The organism is Leisingera sp. McT4-56, from assembly GCF_020514995.1.
Lineage (GTDB): Bacteria > Pseudomonadota > Alphaproteobacteria > Rhodobacterales > Rhodobacteraceae > Leisingera > Leisingera aquaemixtae_A.
On record NZ_JAJALF010000003.1, the window covers coordinates 1 to 22204 of the forward strand.

26 protein-coding genes, 1 tRNA gene and 1 pseudogene are annotated in these 22204 nt (G+C 63.5%); 15 read left to right on the forward strand and 13 right to left on the reverse strand.

The features are described from left to right. Nucleotides 1-286: pseudogene (glyA, locus tag LHL23_RS05195) on the forward strand (serine hydroxymethyltransferase); the annotation flags it as partial. A gap of 120 nt (nucleotides 287-406) precedes the next feature. On the opposite strand, the gene LHL23_RS05200 reads toward glyA, so the two are convergent. From LHL23_RS05200 to LHL23_RS05215, 4 genes are all read right to left on the reverse strand, one after another. Further along, nucleotides 407-694, reverse strand: a complete 288-nt coding sequence (locus tag LHL23_RS05200; RefSeq protein WP_222478678.1) for a hypothetical protein — start codon at nucleotides 692-694, stop codon at nucleotides 407-409. Between the two features lie 69 nt (nucleotides 695-763). Further along, nucleotides 764-1441: a PspA/IM30 family protein gene (locus LHL23_RS05205; protein WP_226429046.1), complete on the reverse strand. Its 678-nt coding sequence runs from the start codon at nucleotides 1439-1441 to the stop codon at nucleotides 764-766. Nucleotides 1442-1540: 99 nt separating this feature from the next. After that, nucleotides 1541-2131, reverse strand: a complete 591-nt coding sequence (locus LHL23_RS05210; RefSeq protein ID WP_226429047.1) for a TetR/AcrR family transcriptional regulator — start codon at nucleotides 2129-2131, stop codon at nucleotides 1541-1543. A gap of 66 nt (nucleotides 2132-2197) precedes the next feature. Then, complete coding sequence (locus LHL23_RS05215; RefSeq protein ID WP_226429048.1) at nucleotides 2198-2563, reverse strand: hypothetical protein; 366 nt, start codon at nucleotides 2561-2563, stop codon at nucleotides 2198-2200. 104 nt (nucleotides 2564-2667) lie between these two features. Between LHL23_RS05215 and LHL23_RS05220 the strand changes: the two genes are divergently transcribed. Next, nucleotides 2668-3426, forward strand: a complete 759-nt coding sequence (locus tag LHL23_RS05220; RefSeq protein WP_226429049.1) for an alpha/beta fold hydrolase — start codon at nucleotides 2668-2670, stop codon at nucleotides 3424-3426. Nucleotides 3427-3432: 6 nt separating this feature from the next. On the opposite strand, the gene LHL23_RS05225 is transcribed toward LHL23_RS05220, so the two are convergent. The 3 genes from LHL23_RS05225 to LHL23_RS05235 all read right to left on the reverse strand — a co-directional run bounded on the left by LHL23_RS05225 (nucleotide 3433) and on the right by LHL23_RS05235 (nucleotide 5504). Continuing rightward, complete coding sequence (locus LHL23_RS05225; RefSeq protein WP_226429050.1) at nucleotides 3433-3621, reverse strand: hypothetical protein; 189 nt, start codon at nucleotides 3619-3621, stop codon at nucleotides 3433-3435. 96 nt (nucleotides 3622-3717) lie between these two features. Continuing rightward, nucleotides 3718-4722: a sterol desaturase family protein gene (locus tag LHL23_RS05230; protein WP_226429051.1), complete on the reverse strand. Its 1005-nt coding sequence runs from the start codon at nucleotides 4720-4722 to the stop codon at nucleotides 3718-3720. Between the two features lie 23 nt (nucleotides 4723-4745). After that, nucleotides 4746-5504 (reverse strand): class II aldolase and adducin N-terminal domain-containing protein, encoded by a 759-nt coding sequence (locus LHL23_RS05235; RefSeq protein ID WP_226429052.1) that lies wholly within the window; start codon nucleotides 5502-5504, stop codon nucleotides 4746-4748. Nucleotides 5505-5614: 110 nt separating this feature from the next. Here LHL23_RS05235 and LHL23_RS05240 point away from each other — a divergent pair, with 110 nt between their 5' ends. The 6 genes from LHL23_RS05240 to LHL23_RS05265 all read left to right on the forward strand — a co-directional run bounded on the left by LHL23_RS05240 (nucleotide 5615) and on the right by LHL23_RS05265 (nucleotide 9827). Further along, the gene (locus LHL23_RS05240) at nucleotides 5615-6502 is read left to right on the forward strand and encodes a LysR family transcriptional regulator (protein ID WP_226429053.1); all 888 of its coding nucleotides are present in this window, start codon (nucleotides 5615-5617) and stop codon (nucleotides 6500-6502) included. A gap of 153 nt (nucleotides 6503-6655) precedes the next feature. Next, entirely contained in the window at nucleotides 6656-7357 is a 702-nt protein-coding gene (gene queC, locus LHL23_RS05245) for a 7-cyano-7-deazaguanine synthase QueC (protein WP_226429054.1), read from the forward strand. Continuing rightward, nucleotides 7357-7722 carry a 6-carboxytetrahydropterin synthase QueD gene (gene queD, locus LHL23_RS05250; protein ID WP_222478657.1) on the forward strand — a complete coding sequence of 122 codons (366 nt, stop codon included), beginning with the start codon at nucleotides 7357-7359 and terminating at the stop codon, nucleotides 7720-7722. Before queC ends, queD begins: the two co-directional genes overlap by 1 nt. Further along, nucleotides 7719-8426: a 7-carboxy-7-deazaguanine synthase QueE gene (queE, locus tag LHL23_RS05255; protein ID WP_226429055.1), complete on the forward strand. Its 708-nt coding sequence runs from the start codon at nucleotides 7719-7721 to the stop codon at nucleotides 8424-8426. Before queD ends, queE begins: the two co-directional genes overlap by 4 nt. 17 nt (nucleotides 8427-8443) lie before the next feature. Next, a complete protein-coding gene (gene queF / locus LHL23_RS05260; RefSeq protein WP_226429056.1) occupies nucleotides 8444-8908 on the forward strand; it encodes a preQ(1) synthase in 465 nt (154 codons plus the stop codon). Nucleotides 8909-9140: 232 nt separating this feature from the next. Next, a complete protein-coding gene (locus LHL23_RS05265) occupies nucleotides 9141-9827 on the forward strand; it encodes a hypothetical protein (RefSeq protein WP_222478650.1) in 687 nt (228 codons plus the stop codon). Here LHL23_RS05265 and LHL23_RS05270 read toward each other — a convergent pair. From LHL23_RS05270 to LHL23_RS05285, 4 genes are all read right to left on the reverse strand, one after another. Further along, a complete protein-coding gene (locus tag LHL23_RS05270) occupies nucleotides 9804-10535 on the reverse strand; it encodes a helix-turn-helix domain-containing protein (protein WP_222478648.1) in 732 nt (243 codons plus the stop codon). The genes LHL23_RS05265 and LHL23_RS05270 overlap by 24 nt on opposite strands. Nucleotides 10536-10715: 180 nt before the next feature. Continuing rightward, nucleotides 10716-10799, reverse strand: a tRNA-Leu gene (locus LHL23_RS05275). A 107-nt stretch (nucleotides 10800-10906) separates the two neighbouring features. Continuing rightward, on the reverse strand, nucleotides 10907-11509 hold the full coding sequence (locus LHL23_RS05280; protein WP_226429057.1) for a tetratricopeptide repeat protein: 603 nt from the start codon (nucleotides 11507-11509) through the stop codon (nucleotides 10907-10909). 64 nt (nucleotides 11510-11573) lie between these two features. Next, nucleotides 11574-12044 (reverse strand): Lrp/AsnC family transcriptional regulator, encoded by a 471-nt coding sequence (locus LHL23_RS05285; RefSeq protein ID WP_226429058.1) that lies wholly within the window; start codon nucleotides 12042-12044, stop codon nucleotides 11574-11576. A 125-nt stretch (nucleotides 12045-12169) separates the two neighbouring features. Between LHL23_RS05285 and putA the strand changes: the two genes are divergently transcribed. The 3 genes from putA (at nucleotide 12170) to LHL23_RS05300 (ending at nucleotide 16986) form a co-directional block, all read left to right on the forward strand. Then, on the forward strand, nucleotides 12170-15583 hold the full coding sequence (gene putA / locus LHL23_RS05290) for a bifunctional proline dehydrogenase/L-glutamate gamma-semialdehyde dehydrogenase PutA (protein ID WP_226429059.1): 3414 nt from the start codon (nucleotides 12170-12172) through the stop codon (nucleotides 15581-15583). 53 nt (nucleotides 15584-15636) lie between these two features. Further along, a complete protein-coding gene (locus LHL23_RS05295) occupies nucleotides 15637-16407 on the forward strand; it encodes a rhomboid family intramembrane serine protease (protein ID WP_226429060.1) in 771 nt (256 codons plus the stop codon). Between the two features lie 210 nt (nucleotides 16408-16617). After that, nucleotides 16618-16986: a GFA family protein gene (locus LHL23_RS05300; protein WP_226429302.1), complete on the forward strand. Its 369-nt coding sequence runs from the start codon at nucleotides 16618-16620 to the stop codon at nucleotides 16984-16986. 89 nt (nucleotides 16987-17075) lie between these two features. On the opposite strand, the gene LHL23_RS05305 is transcribed toward LHL23_RS05300, so the two are convergent. Further along, nucleotides 17076-17861: an inositol monophosphatase family protein gene (locus LHL23_RS05305; protein ID WP_019295568.1), complete on the reverse strand. Its 786-nt coding sequence runs from the start codon at nucleotides 17859-17861 to the stop codon at nucleotides 17076-17078. Between the two features lie 191 nt (nucleotides 17862-18052). On the opposite strand from LHL23_RS05305, the gene LHL23_RS05310 reads away from it, so the two are divergent. Next, nucleotides 18053-19072: an NADP-dependent oxidoreductase gene (locus LHL23_RS05310; RefSeq protein ID WP_222478634.1), complete on the forward strand. Its 1020-nt coding sequence runs from the start codon at nucleotides 18053-18055 to the stop codon at nucleotides 19070-19072. A gap of 97 nt (nucleotides 19073-19169) precedes the next feature. Here the strand turns inward: LHL23_RS05310 and LHL23_RS05315 are convergent, their stop codons facing one another. Then, nucleotides 19170-20075 carry a LysR family transcriptional regulator gene (locus LHL23_RS05315; RefSeq protein WP_174146643.1) on the reverse strand — a complete coding sequence of 302 codons (906 nt, stop codon included), beginning with the start codon at nucleotides 20073-20075 and terminating at the stop codon, nucleotides 19170-19172. 98 nt (nucleotides 20076-20173) lie between these two features. Between LHL23_RS05315 and metF the strand changes: the two genes are divergently transcribed. From metF to LHL23_RS05330, 3 genes are all read left to right on the forward strand, one after another. After that, complete coding sequence (metF, locus tag LHL23_RS05320) at nucleotides 20174-21043, forward strand: methylenetetrahydrofolate reductase [NAD(P)H] (protein WP_226429061.1); 870 nt, start codon at nucleotides 20174-20176, stop codon at nucleotides 21041-21043. A gap of 63 nt (nucleotides 21044-21106) precedes the next feature. After that, nucleotides 21107-21592, forward strand: a complete 486-nt coding sequence (locus tag LHL23_RS05325) for a PaaI family thioesterase (protein WP_222478630.1) — start codon at nucleotides 21107-21109, stop codon at nucleotides 21590-21592. Between the two features lie 88 nt (nucleotides 21593-21680). Further along, nucleotides 21681-22199 (forward strand): DUF2867 domain-containing protein, encoded by a 519-nt coding sequence (locus tag LHL23_RS05330; protein ID WP_226429062.1) that lies wholly within the window; start codon nucleotides 21681-21683, stop codon nucleotides 22197-22199. Nucleotides 22200-22204 lie beyond the last annotated feature (5 nt).

The window sequence follows — 22204 nt, forward strand, 5'->3', positions numbered from 1 at the left end:
CATCGCCGACAAGGCGCTGGGCCGTGCCCACATCACCACCAACAAGAACGGCATCCCCTTCGACCCGGAAAAGCCGACCGTGACCTCGGGCCTGCGCCTCGGCACCCCTGCCGGCACCACCCGCGGCTTCGGCGAGGCGGAGTTCCGCCAGGTCGCCGACCTGATCATCGAGGTGATCGACGGGCTGGCAGCCAACGGTGAAGAGGGCAACGCGGATGTGGAAGCGTCCGTCCGCGCCAAGGTCGCCGACCTCTGCGCCAAGTTCCCGCTCTATCCGAACCTGTAAGCCCATCCGGGATTGCAAAGGAACCGCCGCGGCCCAGCAGCCGCGGCGGTTTTTGTTTGGGGGCGGCAAGGAAAGCGCCCGTCTGGATAGGCGGGCGCGGTTTCATTCTCCGGGGCTGCTTCAGTAGTCCTGCTTGCTGTCCATCAGCGCGTCTTCCAGCAGTTTTTCATTGCGGGCTTCCTCGATCTTGCGGATGCGGTCCTCGCTGGAGCGGTGGTCGAAACGGTATTTCACCACGTTGATCAGGCTGAGCGTCAGCAGCAGGACTGCCATCCCCCAATAGCCCTTGGTCGCCAGCGGCACGTCAGTCGAGAGCCACAGGGAAATCCCCAGCATCGCATAGGCAATGGCGACGCCAACGGAGTTCAGCAGAATGATCAGTTTGTTGTCGGTGTTGTCGGTATACATGGGTTTTCTCCAGTAAATTAAATAAGTTCAGGTTGGGTCGGCCGGTCGGGCTGGATCCGCAGAGACAGTTCAGTCCTTCGCCCTGAGCCGGCTCAGCACATCTGCAGCGGTGCTGCGGCTGCGGGGGCCGAAGCCCGCGTCGGCCAGATCGTCGGCAATCGTGGTGTTGTTCAGCTCGCCGTCGATCTCGCGCAGGATCTCGCCCTGCTCGAAGGGGTCGTCGCGCTGCAGCACATCGCGGATCAGCGCCTCGGCCTCTTCTGCCGGGCTGTCGCCGCCGGTGTGGCGGCGCAGGCGGCGCTGGAGGTCCTGCTCGCGCCGGGTGGCACGGGCGGCAATGGCGCCCTGCTTCAGATCGGTGATGCGGCGGCTGGCGGTTTCCACCGACTGGCGCAGTTGCAGGATCCGGGTGTCGAGCCGGTCCAGGGTCTGGCGGCGCACCGCCAGTTCGTTCTCCATGTCAGCCACCGCCTGGGCGGCGCTTTGAGCCAGATCGTCGCGGCCGCCTTCCAGCGCCTCACCGGCCCGGGCGATCAGGTCCCGGATGCGCTCCTCCAGGGTGTCTACCTGGCGCTGTTCCGCCCGCTGGCGCTGGATCAGGCTGGCAAGCGTCAGCTTCGCCGCCTTCAGATTGGCGTCCGCCTCGCGGATCTTCTGGGTGATCAGCTCGATCGAATAGGTCTCGCGCAGCTGCTCTTCCGCGCGGGCACCGGCGCCGGTGATCAAGGTCTTCAGAGTGTAGAACATCTTTTCCTCCGCAAACATGAACATCGTTCACAGAGAATCATTTAGCAGCAATATGAACATCGTTCAAGAAAAATATTGAACGATGTTCAAATCTCACTTCTAGCCGATTTGCTCCAGCACCTGGGCGATCATCTGTTCAATGCGCTCCGGCGGCACGCCGGAGATGCGCTGCTCAAGCCCCAGAAGCACGATGCCGTGCACCGCAGAGAACAGCGCCCGCACCATCAGGGACGCCTCGCCCGCATCCTTGTCCGGGAACAGTTCCCCCACAGGCTGGGCGATATTGGCAAACAGGCTATCCAGAGCCTTCAGGTACCAGTCCGGCACCGCGTCCCCGGCGGCCATCCGAAGGTCGAACATCGCCCGCCATAGGTTGGTGTTCTCTACCGCGAAATGCAGGTAGGCGTTGCTCATCAGGATAAGGCGGCGGGTGGGCGGTTCCGCCTCCCGGCCCGCAACCGAGGCCTCAACCGAGGCGCCCAGTTTCTGGAAGGTACGGCCGTTCACCGCCATGATGATCGCAGTCAGGTCGTCGAAAGCGTTATAGATCGCCCCGACCGCACAGCCCGCATCCTGCGCCAGATCACGGGCGCGCAGCGCCCCTGCCCCGTCCCGCGCGATACGGATCTCTGCCGCTTCCACCAGTCTCTGCCGCAGCGCGGCCTTGCGCGCCTCCACCTTGCCTGCCATGGCACCCTGCCTTTGTCTTGAACCGCGTTCAAAATACCGGCAGCAGCCGCGGCGTAAAGCAGGAAATCAGATCAGGCCGCGCCAGCGCAGCACCACCACCAGCAGGATCAGCACGCAGAGGATGGAAAACGCCGCGCTGCCAAGGACGCCCAGCCAGAAGTCCTTGCGCCGCTCAGCCAGGTCAATCTTCTGCAAATGCGCCTTTACCTCGCGGGCGGCACCGCGCAGCGGTTTCTCGTCGACCGTCATTCGCAGCTTGGGATGGTCCAGCAGCGGCAGCGCGGCGGCGAGTTTCATGCCCTGTTTGTAGATCCGGCGCGGAATGCGGCGGCGGACGTGCTTCAGCGCGGCAGCAAGGTCGCCAGATGCGTGCTCGCGCTCCTTCAGGAGGGTGCGGATGTCCTCAATGTCCTGGTCCAGGCTGGCGGCCATTCCGGCACTCTCCCCTCGCTGCGCTGCCCGGCCACCCTAGCCCGCCGCCGGGCCTGCCTCAATGGGGGGTGGCAAGGCTCCGCCTGCGCGGCTATCAAGGCGGCATGCTGAACACGATCACTCATGGCTCTGCCACCGGAAACACCCCGCTCCTGATTGCCCACGGGCTTTACGGCTCAGCCCGCAACTGGGGCGTCATCGCCAAGCGCCTGTCGGATGAGCGGCAGGTGGTTGCGGTGGACATGCGCAACCACGGTGACAGTCCGCGGAAGGACAGCCACACCTATCCAGAGCTGGCGGAGGACCTGGCCGGGGTGATCGCGGCCCACGGCGGACAGATGGATGTGATCGGCCATTCGATGGGCGGCAAGGCGGCGATGATGCTGGCGCTGAACCACCCTGAGGCGGTGCGCAAGCTGGTGGTCGCCGACATCGCGCCGGTCGCCTATGGCCACACCCAGATCCAGTATATCCATGCCATGAAATCGCTGGATCTGGAGACCATCGAGCGCCGCCCCGAGGCCGCCGCAAAACTGGCCGAAGCCGGGGTGGAGCCTGCGCTGCAGAGTTTTTTCACCCAGTCGCTGGACCTGCCGAACAAGCGCTGGAAGCTGAACCTGGATACGCTGGCGGATCAGATGCCGAACATCATGTCGTTTCCGAAGACGGACTCTGCCTGGGAGGGGCCTGCCCTGTTCCTGTCTGGATCGGAGTCGGATTACGTGCTGCCGGAGCACCGCGAGGAGATCCGGGCGCGTTTCCCCAATGCCCGTTTTGCCAAGCTGCCCGGCGCGGGCCATTGGCTGCACGCCGAGAAGCCGCGGGAGTTCGAGGCCGCCGCGCGGGTATTCCTGAACGCCTGACGCCCGTCAGGCGCCGCGGGCATAAAGCTGTTTCGCCACCAGCCATGCCACTGGCAGTGCCAGCACCGCCCCCGCTGCAGCGGCGCCTAGGATGGCCTGTGTGGTGACAAGCCCGGCCGCCAGCACTGCAATCACCCCGGCCCCTGCCAGGCTGCTGCCGATCAGCGAATAGAGGATGGATGTAAGGCGCAACATGGGCTTTCTCCTATGCCTTTGACTGCTTTGCGGTCAGGCATAGAGAATCGAGAATATGTACGCCTTGATCCTGATCAGTTTCCGAAACCCTCAATTCTAGCGAGTGTACATCTGCTTCTTGAAGGCCCGGGTCCGCTCTGTGGCTGCGGCGGAGCCATCGTGGTATGTGCCGAACCACTTGTCGAAGGGAATTTCGGAGGTGCCGTAGTTGCACTCGAAATAGCGGTGGTGCAGCTGGTGGAAGAAATCCCCTGCCTTGGCGGCCTCGGTCTCCTTGGCAATCACCCGCTCGAAGCCAGAGTGCGACAGAACCGGGCTGATCTGCTGGAACATCGCATGGAAGGCCAGATGCAGCGGGTGCGACGGCACGATCAGGTGGATGAAATAGGTGGTGAAGTAGAGCAGGTTTTCATACCAGTGGTTTGAAATCCCCGACCACGGCCCGATGTTGACGTTGCGGTGGTGCACCGCGTGCACGTGTTTATAGAGCCGCGGGTGATGCTCCAGCCGGTGCACCCAGTAGAAATGCAGGCCGGACCACATCGGGATGAACAGCATCCAGACCGCGCACCAGACTGGCGCTTCGGCGAAAGTCACAACCGGCACCCAGCCATTGGCCATCAGCCAGTAAATGCCCCATTGATAGGCTGTCGCCACGGTGATGGCGCTGCCGAGCGTCCACCAGATGTTGTCCCAGACCTGGTTTTTGAAGGTGAAGGTCCCGTTGCCGCGGGACAGGTCGCGCTTGTCGAACTTCTTCTGCATGCCCTGGCCCTTGCGCATGTAGAGCCACCAGTGGAGCCCCCCTGCAACCGTTGCCTGGGGCAGCAGGTTGGCGAGCCAGACCTGCAGCATCCAGCCAGGGCGGAATTCGGCCATCTCAGCAAGCGGCGGCAGCATCCAGGCGTAGATCGCCAGCGCCAGCAGGAAGCAGAGCGTCAGCGATGTGATCTCCATCCAGGCGCCGCGGTACCAGCGCAGGACCGCCGCCGGGCGCGGCGGCCAGCTGAACAGCGGGTTGAGCGGCACCGGCCCCTTGGGGTGGTAGTGCCAGCGTTCGGCTTCGCGGTCGCGTTCTGCGTTGTGCAAAGTTCCGTCCATTATGCCGCCTCCTCTGCTGGCGATCAGGTTGCGTAGTTCGCGCCCTCGTCGTCGAGGATCGCCTTCAGCTCCGCCAGGTGGCGTTCGGCCTGATCCGGGTAGTCGTCCAGCTCCTGCGCGGTTTTCTCGGCAATTTCATCGCTCAGCACCCGCAGCTTCTGGCCGGTTTGCAGGGCGCGGATATAGGTCTCCGCGGCACGCTCGAAGTAATAAAGCCGGTTGAAGGTATCGGCGACGCTGTCGCCGATCACCAGCACGCCGTGGTTGCCCATGATCATGGTTTTGACCTTGGGGTCGCTCAGCATCGAAGCGCAGCGGGCGCCCTCGTCCTCAAACGCCAGCCCGCCGAAATCGCCATCGACCACATAGCGGTTGTAGAAGGTGGCAGTGTTCTGGTCGATCGGCGGCAGGGTGCTGTCGGCCAAGCAGGCCAGCACGGTGGCGTGGATCGAATGCACATGCATCACGCAGCGTGCATGCGGGCACAGCCGGTGGATCGAGCCGTGCAGGCCCCAGGCGGTCGGGTCCGGCGCGTCGGGGCGTTCCATCGTCTTGGGATCGTTTGCATCCAGCAGCAAGAGGTCCGAGGCTTTCACCCGCGCGAAATGCACCTGGTTCGGGTTCATCAGAAACTGGGTGCCGTCCTCATTCACCGCCAGGCTGAAATGGTTGGCGACGCCCTCATGCATGTCCAGCCGCGCGGTCCAGCGGAAGGCGGCAGCCATATTCACGCGCTCCTGCCAATGGGTGAGGTTCGGGCACAGCTCCGCTTGCTTGTTCATCTTGGGCCTCCAAATTCGCTTATCCTAGTGGTGCCAGCCGCAATTCCTGCTGACAAACGATTGATTCAACCGCTATGCATTAATTGAACTAATGCATAGGTCATACATCGATGCCTTCTTCCGGTCCGCCTTCCTCCTCCCTGCCCCCGCTCACCTGGCTGCGCGCCTTTGAGGCCAGCGCCCGGCACCTGTCGTTCACCCGCGCCGCGGCGGAGCTGAACCTGACGCAATCGGCGATCAGCCAGCATGTCCGAAGCCTGGAAAACTTCCTGGGCCGGGAGCTGTTCATCCGCAAAACCCGGGCGCTTGATCTGTCGGAGGCCGGGGCGAATTACATGCCGGTTGTACGCGAGGCCTTTGACCTGATTGCGGCGGGCACTCAGGCCTTTACCGGCGGCGACCAGGGGCGGCATCTGGTCTTGCAATGCAATATGGCCTTTTCGGTGTTCTGGCTGTCACCGCGCCTACCGCGGCTTTATGCGAAATACCCCTGGCTGGTGCTGAACATCGTGACGCCGATCTGGGATCCGGAGCGGCACGCCAGTTCCGCCGGGACCGAAATTCGCTTTGGCCGCCCGAATGACATGTCAGCGGCAGTGCGGCTTACGCGGGACCGGTTTTTTCCTGTCTGCGCGCCGGGCTATCAGGATGGCGAAATTGATTTCAGCACCGCAACGCTGCTGGATTGTGCCGGGGTGACAGGATCCTGGGGGGCGTGGTTCAAATCTCAGGATCTGCCGTTTGACCGAAATCATGAGATCAACCTGGCCTCCACTTACGTGATTGCCATGACAGCCGCCGTGAACGGGGCTGGGATCTCCATGTCCCATGAAACGCTGGCAGGCGGGCTGCTGGAGAGCGGGCAGCTGGTCCGGGCCAGCGATCACACGGCGGAGTTGCTGGAGAATTACTTCCTGATGCCACCGCCCAGCCATGCCAGCACCCCTGCATCGCGGGCCTTTCTGGAATGGCTGAAGGAGGAGCTGCCGCCCGTTTAAGAAGCCCGGCCCGGCCAATTGCCACTTTCAAATTTCTTCAACAAGTCCTGCCGAATGTTCGCAATACGCCCGCGGCTTGCGCCATTCCCGCCATGCTGCTAAATGCGCGGCACCGGTCGCAGCCTACCCGGTCACCAAAACAAGGGTTCAAAAATGAAAACTATCGTTATCTGCTCGGGCGGGCTGGATTCCGTTTCGCTTGCCCATATGGTCGCTGAAGAACATCAGCTGACCCGTCTTGTCTCCTTCGATTACGGCCAGCGCCACAAGAAGGAACTCGACTATGCCGCCGCCGCCGCAAAACGGCTGGGCGTGCCGCATGACATCATCGACATGAGGGGCATCGGCGCCGCGCTTTCCGGCTCTGCCCTGACCGATGACATCGACGTGCCGGACGGCCATTACGAAGAAGAGACCATGAAGGTCACCGTGGTGCCGAACCGCAACGCGATCATGCTGACCATCGCCTATGGCATCGCTGCCGCAAACGGCGACGATGCCGTGGCCACGGCGGTGCATGGAGGCGACCACTTCATCTATCCGGACTGCCGCCCGGCCTTCACCGAAGCCTTTGACGCGATGCAGCGCGCGGCACTCGATGGCTATGCCGACGTGCGTCTCTACACCCCGTTTGTGCACCGCACCAAGGGCGACATCGTCACCGCAGGTGCCAAGCACAACACCCCCTTTGCCGAGACCTGGTCCTGCTACAAGGGCGGCGACACGCATTGCGGGCGCTGCGGCACCTGCGTGGAACGGCGCGAAGCCTTCCATCTGGCAGGCATTGAGGACCCGACCGACTATGCCGACCCGGATTTCTGGAAAGCGGCGATTGCCGCCAAGGATGGCGCCTGATGTTCCGGATCACCAAGGAGTTCCATTTCTCCGCCTCCCACCAGCTGACCCATCTGCCGCCGGACCATCAATGCGCCCGGCTGCACGGCCATAATTATGTCGTGGTGGTGGAGCTGGCGGCGAAGGAGCTGAACAGCGACGGCTTCGTCCGCGACTATCACGAGCTGAAGCCGCTGAAGGAATACATCGACTCGACCTTCGACCACCGGCACCTGAACGACGTGCTGGAGGGGTTTTCGACGGCGGAAAACATGGCGAAGCATTTCTATGACTGGTGCCATGCGCGCTGGCCGGAAGTGGCTGCCGTGAAGGTCTCCGAAACCCCCAAGACCTGGGCGGAGTACCGGCCGGAGTTCCGGCCATGAGCCTGCGCATTGCGGAAATCTTTGGCCCCACCATCCAGGGCGAAGGCGCCCTAATCGGGGAGCCCACGGTGTTTGTGCGCGCAGGCGGCTGCGATTACCGCTGTTCGTGGTGCGACAGCATGCATGCGGTCGACAGCGCCTACCGCCACGACTGGGCGGTGATGGCGCCCGAAGAAGTCATGGCTAAAGTGCGCCGCCTGTCCGGCGGCAAGCCGCTGACCGTCTCGATCTCCGGCGGCAACCCGGCGATCCAGGATTTCGCGCCGGTGATTGCCTACGGCAAGGTCGAGGGTTACCGGTTCGCCTGCGAGACCCAAGGATCGGTCAGCAAACCCTGGTTTGCGGATCTGGATACCCTGGTGCTCAGTCCCAAACCGCCCTCCAGCGGTGAAACCGTGGACTGGAAAGCCTTTGACCAATGCCTTGAGGCGGCCCGTGGCTGCGGACAGGCGGTGATGAAGATCGTGATCTTTGACGACAAGGACTACGCCTGGGCGAAGGCCGCGGCAGAGCGCCACCCGGAGCTGCCGCTGTACCTGCAGCCTGGCAACCCGGAGGTCGACCCGGAACAGCCCGTCGATCTGAACCAGGCCACCGAGCGCCTCTTGTGGCTGATTGAAAAAGTGACCGGCGACGGCTGGTTCACCCCCCGCGTCCTGCCCCAGCTGCATGTGCTGGTCTGGGGCAACAAGCGCGGCGTCTGAAGACAAGGAACCCTGATATGTCTGACAGCATCTACAGCAACCTTAAGCAGCTGGGTGGCGACACCATCGTGCCGCAAAGCCCGGAACAGGCGGAATTGGAGCGCGTCCAGAACCCGCAGGCCGATGTTGCCTACAACGTGCGCTTCACCGCGCCGGAATTCACCTCGCTCTGCCCGATGACCGGCCAGCCGGACTTTGCCCATCTGGTGATCGACTATGTGCCGGGCGAGTGGCTAGTGGAAAGCAAGTCGCTGAAGCTGTTCCTTACCTCCTTCCGTAACCACGGCGCCTTTCACGAAGATTGTACCGTTTCCATCGCCCGCCGCCTGGCGGACTTCCTGGAGCCGCAGTGGCTGCGCATCGGCGGCTACTGGTACCCGCGCGGCGGCATTCCGATCGACGTTTTCTGGCAGACCGGCCCGATGCCCGAAGGCGTCTGGATCCCGGATCAGGGCGTACCCCCCTACCGCGGCCGCGGCTGACACAACCCTAAGGCCCCACCACATGCTTCAGCCCGGCAGCACAGCTGCCGGGCTTTTCTTTTTTAAAACAATCCATGAACCGCCTCCGCGCGTGCTTTGCGACGAATTTCAGCCACACCGGTAAAACAAACAATTTACCGCAAAAGTAGTTTTGAGTTTAGTGATCCTGCACTCCTTGGCTGAAACGGGAGAGTATCCGGGACATCCGGGTGAAAAAAAAACGGGGAACCTGATGAACTCACTGGACTTGGGGAAAGCACTTTCGGGCTATCTGCACACGCTTGCACAGGCCGGGCTGCAGGTGGAAATGTTCACCGATTTTGAGAAGGTGCCGGAAACGGCCGCGGCCACCGGCCGCCAGTTTCAAATGCCGGGATTTGCCATCGAACGGGCCGACCATACATCGAACTCGGCCTTCTGGCTGTTTCTCAAGGAGGGGGACACCTATATTGGCGGCGCAGCTTTGCTGCTGCAGGACCTGGGGCGCGAAACCCTGGCGGACTACCTGATCCGCACATCACGCCACCAGTTCCCCAACGACGCCGGCGGCGGAGTGGAAAGCGTTGCCGAACCGCTGGCACGGGAGGTGAGCGGGCGGCTGGCTTATATCGGCGAGCTGAACTTCCTGCCCGGCCACCGCGGCAGGCGGGCCGAGCGCCTGGAGCCCTTCATGCGCATTCTCCAGGTTCTGGCGATCCAGAAATGGGATGTGGACTGGATCTACGCTTTCATCCCGGACCGCCACATGCAGGCCCGGCTGGATCTTGTCTACGGCTTCAGCCGCGCCATTCCGCGGGCGCAGAAATGGCGCGACCCGGAACCCGAAGTGCGCAGCAGCACCGAATGGTTTGTCGGCTCTTCCCGGCTGGAGATGGAGCACATGCTGCACAGCGACTTAGCCAAAGTTGATGTCCTGTGAGAAGTTGACCACCAGCAGCTTGCCACCGGGCAGATAGACCGGCGCCAGAACACGCCGGTACTGGCGGGTGAACCGCCGCCCGTTCAACAGCTTCACGTCAATCGACGGGTGGGTTATCACCGGCTCGCCCCGGCTGATTGCCTCGCTGTGGGCCATCACCAGGTCGGCGTTCAGCTTTTCGCTGAATCCGTTCAACGTGTTCCGCAGCTGACCGCTGTCGGATATTTCGAAACAAATGGAGGCCAGGCTGGCCGGGCCGGAGCGGATCGGCTGGATGCGGTTTTGTTCCGGGTCTGGCGGGTCGAACATGTCCACCTTGTGCTGCAGCCTGTCGAATCCTTCCAGACGGCCGCTGTTGGCATACCACCAGTCCAGAAAATCCTGCAGCGACACGTCGCAGCCGCGGTACTGGCGGGTCCGCGCTGCCGCCTGCATCCGGTCATTGAGGATCTCAAAGGCTTTCCGCTCCGATTCCCTGCCAGGATGGCCGGGCAGCAGCTCCAGTTCCGCGTTGTCTGACGAGAAATACTGGAACGACACCCCCAGCCCCCGCGCCAGGGCGTCCAGGGTGCTCCATCCGATCTCACGCTCGTGCTTCAGCGCGCTGTTGAAGGTCCCGTAGGGAATGCCGCACTTCAGCGCCGCCTGCCGGTTGGACAGGTTCATATCCGCCAAGAGAGCTGCAATTTTTTCGTGGATCAGCGCCATATGCACAAAATCTTTTACATTCCGCGAAACATCTTGCATAAAACCACTGTTACAGCAACGCAATCCTGCCGTATCACTGCATGCCTCTCCGCAGCCCCTGGGCCCGTGAGACCGCCGAAACCGAAAGCAAGGCCAAGGAAATGCCCGGATACCGGCAGGTGTTGCAGCTGATTTGAGATGTGGTACGGGCGGCGGGACTCGAACCCGCATGGCCGAAGCCGAGGGATTTTAAGTCCCTTGTGTCTACCATTCCACCACGCCCGCGGTGTGCGCCAGCACACGGCGCGATGGCTGCAGGTCTAGCCTCCTGATTTCACGCGGACAATCAGTTTTCGGCAATCCTGCAAATTTTTCGCTTCAGGCGGGCAGCCCTACAACTCAACATCGCCAGCGCCGGGCGGTGCCAGCGGCCCGCCAGGGTCCGCCAAATAGCGTTCCGGCAGCCAGGGGTTCAACGCCAGCGCCTCTGCCAGCGCCTCCCGCGCCTCCCCAAGTCGGGACAGGCCGTAGAGCGACAATGCCCGCCCGCTCATCGCGGCGACATGGCGGGGCGAAAGTTCCAGCGCCCGGTCCAGATCGCGCAGGGCAGCAGCGAAATCCCGGCGCAGATAATGCACAAAGGCGCGCTGGTTGTAGCCCTCGGCATAGTCCGGGCAATAGGCGATCAACTGATCGAAGTCCGCCAGCGCGCCGAGGAAATCGAAGGCGGAGCGCTTGGTCATGCCGCGGTCGAGGATGGCTTGGGCCTGCGCGTTTGGCGCATCAGCCCAATACTCCCACATGCGGTTGGCGATTTCCCGTGCCTGGGACTCGGTTTCCGCCGCCTGCACCTCGGTCAGCAGCGCCTCTAACGGTGTGCTGTGGTCGGGAGCGTCGGGGCATTCCGACGCCTGCACCGGAAAAGCTGCTGCAGCAGCAAGAACCGCAGCACAGCCGGCGAAGGAAAACGGGGCGCGAAGAAAGGCGAACAACATGCCCCATGCTCGCACAATTGCAATTTCAATCAAGTCAACTGGGCGTGCGCACTTGCTGAAAGCCCTACAGCGGCCCCAGCGCACCGTCCTCCTTGACCGCCTGCATCGCCACATAGGTGGAGGTGGAGGCCACATGCGGCAGCGAGGATATCTTCTCTCCCAGCACCGCCCGGTAATCGGTCATCGAACGGGTGCGCACCTTCAGGAGGTAGTCGAAATGCGAGGCCATCATATGCGCCTGCTCGATCTCAGGCAGCCGCGCCACAGCGGCGTTGAACTTGGCCAGCGCCGCCTCGCGGGTGTCATCCAGCTTCACCTCGACAAAGGCCACATGGTCAAGCCCCAGGCGGATCGGGTCCACCAGCGCCCGGTAGCCGGTGATGATGCCCTCCGCCTCCAGCCGCCTGAGCCGGGTTTGGGTCGGGGTTTTCGACAGTCCGATCCGCCGAGCGAGGTCCGCGATGGAGATGCGGCCGTCCTCGCTCAGCACATTCAGAATCGCCCGGTCGAAGCGGTCAAGATCGAAGGAGTTCATTTGGACTTCCCGAGACAAACATTTCACGCATTTGACCTTCTGATACCACATCTTCAGGCGATTGTCCTTTTCGAAAGGGTGTACTCTTAACAAAAGCCCTGCACACCCTTTGTGGAGTTCCCTTCATGACCGCTCAAACCAAGCTGCGCTACCTGATCGACGCCGGCACCTATGCCGATCAAGCCGCGATGCGCGACCAGCTGGTGGCCCAGGCCGCCCTCACCGACGCAGACCGCGAAAAAATCTGCGCCAACGCCGCTGCGCTGGTGCGTGACATCCGCGGCCATTCGGCGCCGGGGCTGATGGAGGTGTTCCTAGCCGAATACGGCCTCTCCACCGATGAGGGCGTTGCGCTGATGTGCCTGGCCGAAGCGCTGCTGCGGGTGCCGGATGCCGACACCATCGACGCGCTGATCGAGGACAAGATCGCACCGTCCGACTGGGGCAAGCACCTGGGCAAGTCGACCTCCTCTCTGGTCAACGCCTCCACCTGGGCGCTGATGCTGACCGGGAAGGTTCTGGACGAGGAACGCAGCCCGATCGGCGCCCTGCGCGGTGCCATCAAGCGCCTGGGCGAGCCGGTGATCCGCACCGCCGTCAGCCGCGCGATGAAGGAAATGGGCCGCCAGTTCGTGCTGGGCGAAACCATCGAAAGCGCGATGAACCGCGCCGCCGGGATGGAGGCCAAGGGCTACACCTACTCCTACGACATGCTGGGCGAGGCTGCCCGCACCGAGGCTGACGCCTCGCGCTATCACCTGGCCTATTCCAAGGCGATTTCCGCCATTGCTGCCGCATGCAACCGCGACGACATCCGCAAGAACCCCGGTATCTCGGTCAAGCTGTCGGCGCTGCACCCGCGCTATGAGCTGGCGCATGAGCACAGCGTGATGGAAGCGCTGGTGCCGCGCCTGAAGGCGCTGGCGCTTCTGGCGAAGGCGGCCAGGATGGGCCTCAACGTCGACGCTGAGGAAGCCGACCGCCTGTCGCTGTCGCTGGAAGTGATCGAGGCGGTGGTTTCAGACCCGGCGCTGGCCGGCTGGGACGGCTTTGGCGTGGTGGTGCAGGCCTATGGGCCGCGCACCGGGCTGGCGATTGATGCGCTGCATGAGATGGCGGAGAAATACGACCGCCGCTTCATGGTGCGGCTGGTCAAGGGCGCCTATTGGGACACCGAGATCAAGCGTGCCCAGGTCGAGGGCGTGGACGGCTTCCCGGTCTTCACCTCCAAGCCGCTGACCGACGTCTCCTATATCTCCAACGCCCGCAAGTTGCTGGGCATGACGGACCGGATCTATCCGCAGTTCGCCACCCACAACGCCCATACCGTCGCCGCCATCCTGCATATGGCCGAAGGGGTCGGCAATGAGCGGTATGAGTTCCAGCGCCTGCATGGCATGGGCGAGACCCTGCACCAGATGGTGCTGGAGCAGAACAAGACCAACTGCCGGATCTATGCGCCCGTAGGCGCCCACCGCGACCTGCTGGCTTATCTGGTGCGCCGCCTGCTGGAAAACGGCGCCAACTCCTCCTTCGTGAACCAGATTGTCGACGACAACGTGCCGCCGGAGGAGGTGGCAGCCGATCCGTTTGCAGCCATTGCAGATGTGACCCGCAAGATCCCGACCGGGCCGGAGCTCTACGCGCCGGAGCGCCCCAACTCAAAAGGTTTCGACTTGGGCCACGCGCCGACGCTGGCAAAAATCGAAGAGGCCCGCGCGCCCTGGCGCAGCCACCAGTGGCAGGCTGCACCACTACTGGCGGGCGACGCCCAGCCGGAGGCCGCCAAGGATGTGACCAGCCCCACCGACCAGAGCGTGGTTGGCACCGTCGCCCAGTGCAGCCCCGAAGATATCGAACTGGCGCTGGCGCTAGCCGACCCGTGGGACGCCCCGGCAGATGAGCGCACTGCTGTGCTGAACAAAGCCGCCGACCTCTATGAGGAAAACTTCGGCGAGCTGTTTGCGATCCTCGCCCGCGAGGCAGGCAAGACCATCCCCGACGCAGTGGCCGAACTGCGCGAGGCGGTGGATTTCCTGCGCTACTATGCGGCCCGCATTCCCGATGCACCGCCTGCCGGCATCTTCTCCTGCATCTCGCCCTGGAACTTCCCGCTGGCGATCTTCACCGGCCAGGTGTCGGCCGCCCTGGCCGCTGGCAACGCTGTACTGGCCAAACCCGCCGACCAGACCCCGCTGATCGCCCACCGCGCCGTGCAGCTGATGCATGAGGCCGGTGTGCCGCGCAGCGCCTTGCAGCTGGTGCCGGGCCGCGGCAGCGTGGTCGGGGCCGCCATCACCTCCGACCCGCGCGTCAATGGCGTCGCCTTCACCGGCTCCACCGCCACTGCCCTGCGCATCCGCAAGGCAATGGCCGACAACCTGCAGCCGGGCGCGCCGCTGATTGCGGAAACCGGCGGGCTGAACGCGATGATCGTCGACTCCACCGCACTGCCGGAACAGGCAGTGCAGGCGGTGATCGAAAGCGCCTTCCAGTCGGCCGGTCAGCGCTGCTCGGCGCTGCGCTGCCTTTATCTGCAGGACGACATTGCCGACAACGTGCTGAAGATGCTGAAAGGCGCGATGGACTGCCTGCAGCTGGATGACCCCTGGCACCTGTCCACCGACAGCGGTCCGGTGATCGACGAGGGCGCCCGCGCAGGCATCCTCGCCCATATCGACAAGGCCCGCGCCGAGGGCCGGGTGCTGAAGGAAATGCGCGCGCCGCAGGGCGGCACCTTTGTGGCGCCGACGATGATCGAGGTGCCCGGCATCAGCGCGCTGGAAGAGGAAATCTTCGGCCCGGTCCTGCACGTTGCGCGGTTTAAGTCGCAGCAGCTGGACCAGGTGATTTCCGACATCAACGCGACCGGCTATGGCCTCACCTTCGGCCTGCACACCCGTATCGACGACCGGGTGCAGCATGTCTGCGACCGGGTGCATGCAGGCAACATCTATGTGAACCGCAACCAGATCGGCGCCATTGTTGGCAGCCAGCCGTTCGGCGGCGAGGGCCTGTCAGGCACCGGCCCCAAGGCAGGCGGCCCGCTCTACCTCAGCCGTTTCTGCGCGCCGGACCGGCAGTCCAGCTCCAGCGGCTGGGAGAGCAGCATCACCGACCTGAAGGCGCCGAGCGGCGTGCCCAGCCAGCCGGTCACCACCTCCCTGCCCGGCCCGACCGGGGAATCGAACCGCCTGACAGTCTCTGCCCGCCCGCCGCTGCTGTGCATGGGTCCGGGCGCCGAGGCTGCGGCGGCGCAGGCCAAAGAGGTCATCAGTCTCGGCGGCACAGCGATTGAGGCGCATGGTCTTCTGGACCTGAGCCAGCTGGAAAGCATCCGGGGCATCGCCGGCGTCATGTGGTGGGGTGATGAAGCCACCGGCCGCGAGATCGAACAGAGCCTGGCACAGCGCGACGGCGCAATTGTGCCGCTGATCCCCGGCAAGCCGGACCGCGCCCGGGTGCTGGCGGAGCGGCACGTCTGCGTCGACACCACCGCCTCCGGCGGCAATGCGCAATTGCTGGGCGGCATGGCCTGAGCTTTCCGCGCTAAGCACTTGACGCTGGGCCGTTTCCGGCCCAGCGTTCCCCCATGTTTCCGATCCGCGACCACAACCCGTCCGGCCGCAGGCCCTATGTCGTCTATGCGCTGATTGCCGCAAATATCCTGGCCTATTTCTACTACACCGCCAGCTATGCCTCGCCCCGGGCGCTTGCCTATTTCTATGACGCCTATGCCGTTGTCCCGGCCGAGATCAGCCACGGCTACGGGTTCGAGACTCTGTTCACCTCCCTGTTCATCCACGGCGGGCTGATGCACCTGGGCGGCAACATGCTGTTCCTGTGGATCTTTGGCGACAACCTGGAAGAGGAGATGGGCCACCTGCCCTTCCTCCTGTTCTACCTCATCAGCGGGTTCGGCGCCGGGCTGATCCACGTGCTGTCGGCACCGGGATCAATGGTGCCCACTGTCGGTGCCTCCGGCGCTATTGCCGGGGTGATGGGCGGCTACCTGCTGATGTACCCCAAAGCGCGCGTTGATATCCTGCTGGTGCTGATCATCTATTTCCGCATCTTCACAATCCCCGCTTTTGTGATGCTGGGCGTGTGGCTGGCGATGCAGTTCTTCGGAGGCCTCGGCGCTGATCCCAACCAGGGTGGCGTCGCCTATTGGGCCCATGCGGGAGGCTTTGCCGTCGGGCTGATCCTGTGCCTGCCCCTGTGGCTGCGCCGCGGCGGCCCGGCGTTCTGGGACCGGACGCATGGAACACCTCCGCATCCGGAGAACGAATATGAGTATTCCGTCAGCCGCATTCCAAAGCTCCCGCGCAAGAAGCGCAATCCGGGACCTTGGGGGAAGTGAGCGGCCTCGCAGAACGAGGTTTCGGTTTCAGTTTTGGAGAGCAAAGACGGCCTGCGGAACCATGGGAACAGGCTACCGATTAAAACGCAGGCCGCCGCCCCGACGGGCATCGGGGTAAGGGAATGGTAGATCCGCTCCGGAGAAGTTTACGGGGAATTATCGAAGGTTTTACTCAATGTTTGCCAAGCAAGGGGAATACCCGTGACAGTATTGAAAGCCACCTGCCACTGCGGCGCCGTTGAGATCGAGGCGGAATTTCCGGAGGGCCTCGCCTCTGCCGCGCGCTGCGATTGTTCCTTTTGCCGCCGCCGCGGGGCGGCTGCCGTGACGACCCTGACCTCCAGTCTGAAGGTGCTAAAAGGGGCGGAGAACCTCAGCCTCTACACCTGGGGCACCCATACGGCGAAGCACTACTTCTGCAAGACCTGCGGCATCTACACCCACCACCAGCGCCGTTCCGATCCCAAGGAAAGCGGCGTCAACTTGGGCTGTATCGAGGGCGCTAATCCGCGGACACACCCGGAGACCTATGGCGAGATCCCGTGGAATGACGGGGTGAACCATCCGTCGGATAAGTGATCCTGCCGACAGGCCGGGCAGCGCCGCCCGTAAAATCAAAAAACGCGGCTCAATGGCCGCGTTTCCGATGCTCAAAGTTCCGGGCGAATTCAGCCGCGGATCACCTTGGCGAAGTTCTCGAAGATCGGCTCGTTGGAGCAGACCACAGAACCGCTGTCGATGATACCTGCTTCCGGGTCGATCGCCTCGGCCAACCCGCCGGCCTCTTTCACGATGATGATGCCAGCAGCCAGGTCCCAGGGGTTCAGGCGGCGTTCCCAGAAGCCCTCGTAGCGGCCTGCGGCCACATAGGCCATGTCCAGCGCGGCAGAGCCCCAGCGGCGCACGCCGGCGCAAGCGGGCATCAGGCGGGCCAGGTCCTGCAAGGTCAGCGGCAGGTCGGCGCGGCCGCCGAACGGCACGCCGGTGGCAAAGATCGACTCGATCATCCGGTGACGGCCAGAGACGCGGATGCGGGTGTCGTTCATCCAGGCGCCCGCGCCCTTCTCAGCAAAGAACATCTCGTCCTTGGCGGCGTCATAGACCACGCCGGCGACGATCTTGCCCTTGTGCTCCAGCGCGATGGAGATCGCCCAGTGCGGCAGCCCGTGCAGGAAGTTGGTGGTGCCGTCCAGCGGGTCGACGATCCAGCGGCGGGTGGGGTCTTCGCCCTCGATCTCGCCGCCCTCTTCCGCGATCCAGCCATAGGTCGGGCGGGCGTTGCGCAGCTCTTCCTTGATGATCTTCTCAGCAGCGATGTCGGCCTTGGAGACGAAGTCGCCCGCGCCTTTCATCGAGACCTGCAGGTTTTCCACCTCGCGGAAGTCCTTCACCAGGGAACGGCCTGCCTTGCGGGCGGCCTTGATCATCACATTGAGGTTTGCGCTGCCAATCATGTCTGCAGAATCCTGTCACGTCGGGGAGATGCCGGGTCAATGCGTGCCTATACGCGCCCTGCCCCCGAATGCCAAGGGGTTATGCCGCAAACTCCACATCCCGCCTGACGCCGCGGCGCGGGGCACGCGGGCGGTTGAAATCCGCCGCCGCCGCGCCCAGTGTTTGGTGCAAACAGAACAAGGAGTGCCCCATGCCCGACCAGATGCAGCGTATCGTGCTGTCCAGCCGCCCCGAAGGCCAGGCCAGCGAGGAAAACTTCCGCCTTGAGACCGTGGACCTGCCCCAGCCCAGCGAAGGAGAAGTTGTTGTAAAGGTTCACTATATGTCGCTGGACCCCTACATGCGCGGGCGCATGAACGCGGGCAAATCCTATGCCCCGCCAGTGGAGATCGGCGAGACCATGACGGCGGGCGGCGTCGGGGAAGTGATCGCCTCGAACAGCCCCGGCTTCCAGCCCGGAGACTTTGCCCTGGGCATGTTCGGCTGGGCCAGCCATGCCTGCGCCAAGGCCTCTGAATTGCGCAAGCTGGATCCGGATATGGCCCCGCTCACCACCGCGCTTGGCGTTCTTGGCATGCCGGGGTTTACCGCCTGGCATGGCTTGGACGCCTATGGCCGCCCGCAGGCGGGCGAAACCCTGGTGGTTGCAGCCGCCACCGGCCCGGTCGGGTCCATGGTCGGGCAGTTGGCCAAGCAGAAGGGCCTGCGCGTTGTCGGCATCGCGGGCGGTGCCGACAAATGCAAGCTGGCAGTGGAGACCTTCGGCTTTGACGCCTGCCTTGACCACCGCGCCTATGCCAGCGCCGAAGCGCTGAGCAAGGCGCTGGCCGCGGAATGCCCGGACGGCATCGACATCTACTATGAAAACGTCGGCGGCAAGGTTCTGGAGGCGGTGCTGCCCCTGATGAACAATTTCGGCCGCATCCCGGTCTGCGGCATGATTGCCTGGTACAACAGCGCCGAGACGGATCTGACGGCCCCGGCCATCTGGCGCTCGGTGCTGACCAAGTTCCTGTCGGTCAATGGCTTCATTATCTTCAACCACTACGACCGCTATGGCGACTTTCTGCGCGAAACGGCCCCCAGGATCGCCAGCGGGGATATCAAATATCTGGAGGATATTGCCGAGGGTCTGGAAAACGCCCCCAAGACCTTCCTGGCGATGATGCACGGCGGCAATACCGGCAAACAGATCGTCAAACTGGTCTGAGCCGCGCGCAGGCGCCTGCCGGATCACGCAACCGCGCGGAGCGGGCACCGGCGCCGGAACGGCGCAGGCCGCTCCGCGCCTCTCCCGGCGGCAGGATCTATTGATGCTGCAGCTTGCGCGCCTCGACCTTGGCCAGCCGGATCAGCTCCTGCATGAAAGGCTTCTCGCGGTCCTCGGTCCGGATTGCCGCATAGAGGCTGCGGGTGATGCCGGATTTGGTCAGCGGCCGGGTCACGTAATCGGAGGAGTATTTCACCTCCCGCACCACCCAGTCCGGCAGCACAGAAACCCCGCGGTTTGAGGCAACCAGCAAGAGGATCACCGCCGTCAGCTCCACCTGCCGGATCGACGCGGGCTCCACCCCGGCGGGGATCAGCAGCTGGCTGAACACATCCAGCCGGGTCTTGTCCACCGGGTAAGTGATCAGATTCTGGCCGATGAAATCCTCGGCCTCGACATAGGGTTTCTCCGCCAGCGGATGCTGCGCCGAGGCGACAAACACGGCGTTGTAGTCAAACAGCTCGATGAAATCGACACCGTTGATGTCTTCCGGATCGGAAGAGACCACCAGATCCACCTCCTCCTTCAGCAGCGCGGGCAGCGCGTCAAAGGCCAGCCCTGGGCGGATGTCCACGTCCACATCGCCCCAGTTCTTGCGGAACCCCTCCAGCACCGGGAACAGCCATTCGAAACAGGCGTGGCATTCGATGGCGATATGCATCCGGCCTGTGTTGCCGTCGCGCAGAGAGGAAAACTCCGCTTGCGCAGCCTCGACTTGCGGCAGGACCTGCTCTGCCAGCCGCAGCAGACGCAGCCCCGCCGGCGACAGCTTCATCGGCTTGGAGCGGCGGATGAACAGCTCCACGCCTGCCTGGTCCTCCAGCCCCTTTACCTGATGGCTCAGCGCGCTTTGGGTGATGTTCAGCTGCTCGGCAGCGCGGGCCAGACCGCCGGCCTCATGGATGGCCTTGATGGTGCGGAGATGGCGGAATTCGATGTGCATTCTATCAGATCGCTCATGTTAATCTTGAGTATTATGAAATTGTCTCACATTGCTGCGCGTGCAACAAGTGTGGACATCAACCTAGCGAGAGACCTGAGATGACGACGCCCAAGATTTCCTTCGAATTCTTCCCGCCGCAAAATCTCGAAGCCTCCTTCCGGCTTTGGGACACCGTGCAGGTCCTCGCCCCGATGGGTCCGCGCTTTGTATCCGTCACCTATGGCGCCGGCGGCACCACCCGCAGCCTGACCCGCGATGCGGTGGCCACGCTGCACAATTCCTCCGGCCTCAATGTGGCGGCGCATCTGACCTGCGTGAACGCCTCCAAGGCGGAAACGCTGGAAATCGCCGACCAGTTCGCCGAGGCCGGCGTGAGCGAGATCGTCGCCCTGCGCGGCGACCCGCCCAAGGGCGAAGGCAAGTTCACCCCGCATCCGGAAGGTTTTGCCAATTCGGTGGAGCTGATCGAGGGGCTGAAGGCGCGCGGCGACTTCAGCATCAAGGTCGGCGCCTACCCGGACCGCCACCCCGAAGCTGCCGATCAGGCCGCTGACGTTGAATGGCTGAAGCGCAAGCTGGATGCCGGCGCCGATGAAGCGCTGACCCAGTTCTTCTTCGAGGCAGAGACCTTCTTCCGCTTCCGCGATGCCTGCGAGAAAGCCGGGATTGACGGAGCCAAGCTGACGCCCGGCATCCTGCCGATCGAGAACTGGAAGGGCGCGCGCAATTTTGCCAAGCGCTGCGGCACCGTCATTCCCGATTGGGTCGAACATGCCTTTGACAAGGCGCTGCGGGACGGCCGCGAGGAGCTGCTGGCGACCGCCATCTGCACCGAACTGTGCTCGGATCTGCTGGAGGGCGGCGTGGACAAGCTGCACTTCTACACGCTGAACCGGCCGGAGCTGACCCGCGACGTCTGCTTTGCCCTGGGGGTTACCCCCAAGGTGTCGCTTCAGAACGTGGCGTAAGCATTGCGCACACCGGCACGCGGTTTCTAATGACGGGGACTTCCCGCCAAGGACCCGCGTGCCATGTTCTATGCCAAACAGCCTGCCGACCTTCTGACCATCGATCAGATCACCCGGATTTCCGGGCTCGACTTCATGCAGGGTATCCTGGACGGCCGCCTGCCCGGCCCGCCGATTGCCGAGACGCTCGGCTATCACCTGCACAGCGTGGAAGACGGCCAGGTGGTGTTCCGCGGCACGCCGGATTTCCATGTCTGCAACCCGATGGGCACCGTGCATGGCGGCTGGTACGGCACGCTTCTGGATAGCGCCATGGCCTGCGCGGTGATGACCAAGGTGCCCTTGGGCGCGGTCTACACAACGCTGGAATACAAGATCAACATCCTGCGGCCGATCCCGCTGGGCACCACCATCGACTGCACCGGCAGCATTGACCATGTCGGCCGTTCCACCGGTGTGGCGCATGGCGAAATCCGCGGCTTGGAAGACGGTAAGCTCTACGCGACCGGCTCCACCACCTGCATTGTCATGCAAATCGCCCCGCGCTGATCCCGCTGCTGTCCACCAGGGTCTTGCCTGCCGCAGCTTGGCTGCTATCTTTCATGCAAGTATCTGAAAAACTGCAGAAAGGCTGATCATGCCGCCAAACAGTCTGGCCCGCGCCGCCACTGCCCGCATCCAGGTTTTGGCCCCGGCGAATGAGCTGGATTTCCTTGATACGCAATCGCTGGTTCTGCCGGTTGAGGTCACGCCGCTTGAGGCCTGGAACATCATGCATTCCCAGCCGCTGCCCGGCATGAAACTGGCTTTCCGGCTGCGCGACGCCATCTCTGCGCTGTTCGGGGTCAGGCGCATCGGTGGTTTTTCCGGCCAGCCGCACAAGGATGTGGCAGTTGGCGACAAGCTGGACTTTTTCCTGGTGGAAGCGGTGTCGGCCAGGGTACTGACCCTTACCGTGCGGGACCGGCATCTGGATGTGATGACTTGCGTCACCTGTAGCAGCGGCGTGCTCAGCATCACTTCATCGGTGAAGACACATAACCTGTTCGGCCGCATCTACATGCTGCCGGTCCGCCCGGCGCATAAGCTGATCGTTTCGCTGTCGCTGAAACGGCTGCAGCAGGAACTGCATCAGCGGAGGAAAGCCGGGACCTAGCGTAG

Bases quoted from the DNA above. Each gene is read 5' to 3' on its own strand.
- LHL23_RS05310 (WP_222478634.1), top strand. From the start codon at position 18,053: ATGCCCGACCAGATGCAGCGTATCGTGCTGTCCAGCCGCCCCGAAGGC.
- LHL23_RS05240 (WP_226429053.1), top strand. From the start codon at position 5,615: ATGCCTTCTTCCGGTCCGCCTTCCTCCTCCCTGCCCCCGCTCACCTGG.
- LHL23_RS05285 (WP_226429058.1), bottom strand. From the start codon at position 12,044: ATGAACTCCTTCGATCTTGACCGCTTCGACCGGGCGATTCTGAATGTG.
- LHL23_RS05325 (WP_222478630.1), top strand. From the start codon at position 21,107: ATGTTCTATGCCAAACAGCCTGCCGACCTTCTGACCATCGATCAGATC.
- LHL23_RS05295 (WP_226429060.1), top strand. From the start codon at position 15,637: ATGTTTCCGATCCGCGACCACAACCCGTCCGGCCGCAGGCCCTATGTC.
- LHL23_RS05315 (WP_174146643.1), bottom strand. From the start codon at position 20,075: ATGCACATCGAATTCCGCCATCTCCGCACCATCAAGGCCATCCATGAG.
- LHL23_RS05230 (WP_226429051.1), bottom strand. From the start codon at position 4,722: ATGGACGGAACTTTGCACAACGCAGAACGCGACCGCGAAGCCGAACGC.
- LHL23_RS05265 (WP_222478650.1), top strand. From the start codon at position 9,141: ATGAACTCACTGGACTTGGGGAAAGCACTTTCGGGCTATCTGCACACG.
- LHL23_RS05235 (WP_226429052.1), bottom strand. From the start codon at position 5,504: ATGAACAAGCAAGCGGAGCTGTGCCCGAACCTCACCCATTGGCAGGAG.
- LHL23_RS05330 (WP_226429062.1), top strand. From the start codon at position 21,681: ATGCCGCCAAACAGTCTGGCCCGCGCCGCCACTGCCCGCATCCAGGTT.
- LHL23_RS05215 (WP_226429048.1), bottom strand. From the start codon at position 2,563: ATGGCCGCCAGCCTGGACCAGGACATTGAGGACATCCGCACCCTCCTG.
- putA (WP_226429059.1), top strand. From the start codon at position 12,170: ATGACCGCTCAAACCAAGCTGCGCTACCTGATCGACGCCGGCACCTAT.
- metF (WP_226429061.1), top strand. From the start codon at position 20,174: ATGACGACGCCCAAGATTTCCTTCGAATTCTTCCCGCCGCAAAATCTC.
- LHL23_RS05305 (WP_019295568.1), bottom strand. From the start codon at position 17,861: ATGATTGGCAGCGCAAACCTCAATGTGATGATCAAGGCCGCCCGCAAG.
- queC (WP_226429054.1), top strand. From the start codon at position 6,656: ATGAAAACTATCGTTATCTGCTCGGGCGGGCTGGATTCCGTTTCGCTT.
- queF (WP_226429056.1), top strand. From the start codon at position 8,444: ATGTCTGACAGCATCTACAGCAACCTTAAGCAGCTGGGTGGCGACACC.
- LHL23_RS05225 (WP_226429050.1), bottom strand. From the start codon at position 3,621: ATGTTGCGCCTTACATCCATCCTCTATTCGCTGATCGGCAGCAGCCTG.
- LHL23_RS05220 (WP_226429049.1), top strand. From the start codon at position 2,668: ATGCTGAACACGATCACTCATGGCTCTGCCACCGGAAACACCCCGCTC.
- LHL23_RS05200 (WP_222478678.1), bottom strand. From the start codon at position 694: ATGTATACCGACAACACCGACAACAAACTGATCATTCTGCTGAACTCC.
- LHL23_RS05270 (WP_222478648.1), bottom strand. From the start codon at position 10,535: ATGGCGCTGATCCACGAAAAAATTGCAGCTCTCTTGGCGGATATGAAC.
- queD (WP_222478657.1), top strand. From the start codon at position 7,357: ATGTTCCGGATCACCAAGGAGTTCCATTTCTCCGCCTCCCACCAGCTG.
- LHL23_RS05210 (WP_226429047.1), bottom strand. From the start codon at position 2,131: ATGGCAGGCAAGGTGGAGGCGCGCAAGGCCGCGCTGCGGCAGAGACTG.
- queE (WP_226429055.1), top strand. From the start codon at position 7,719: ATGAGCCTGCGCATTGCGGAAATCTTTGGCCCCACCATCCAGGGCGAA.
- LHL23_RS05205 (WP_226429046.1), bottom strand. From the start codon at position 1,441: ATGTTCTACACTCTGAAGACCTTGATCACCGGCGCCGGTGCCCGCGCG.
- LHL23_RS05280 (WP_226429057.1), bottom strand. From the start codon at position 11,509: ATGTTGTTCGCCTTTCTTCGCGCCCCGTTTTCCTTCGCCGGCTGTGCT.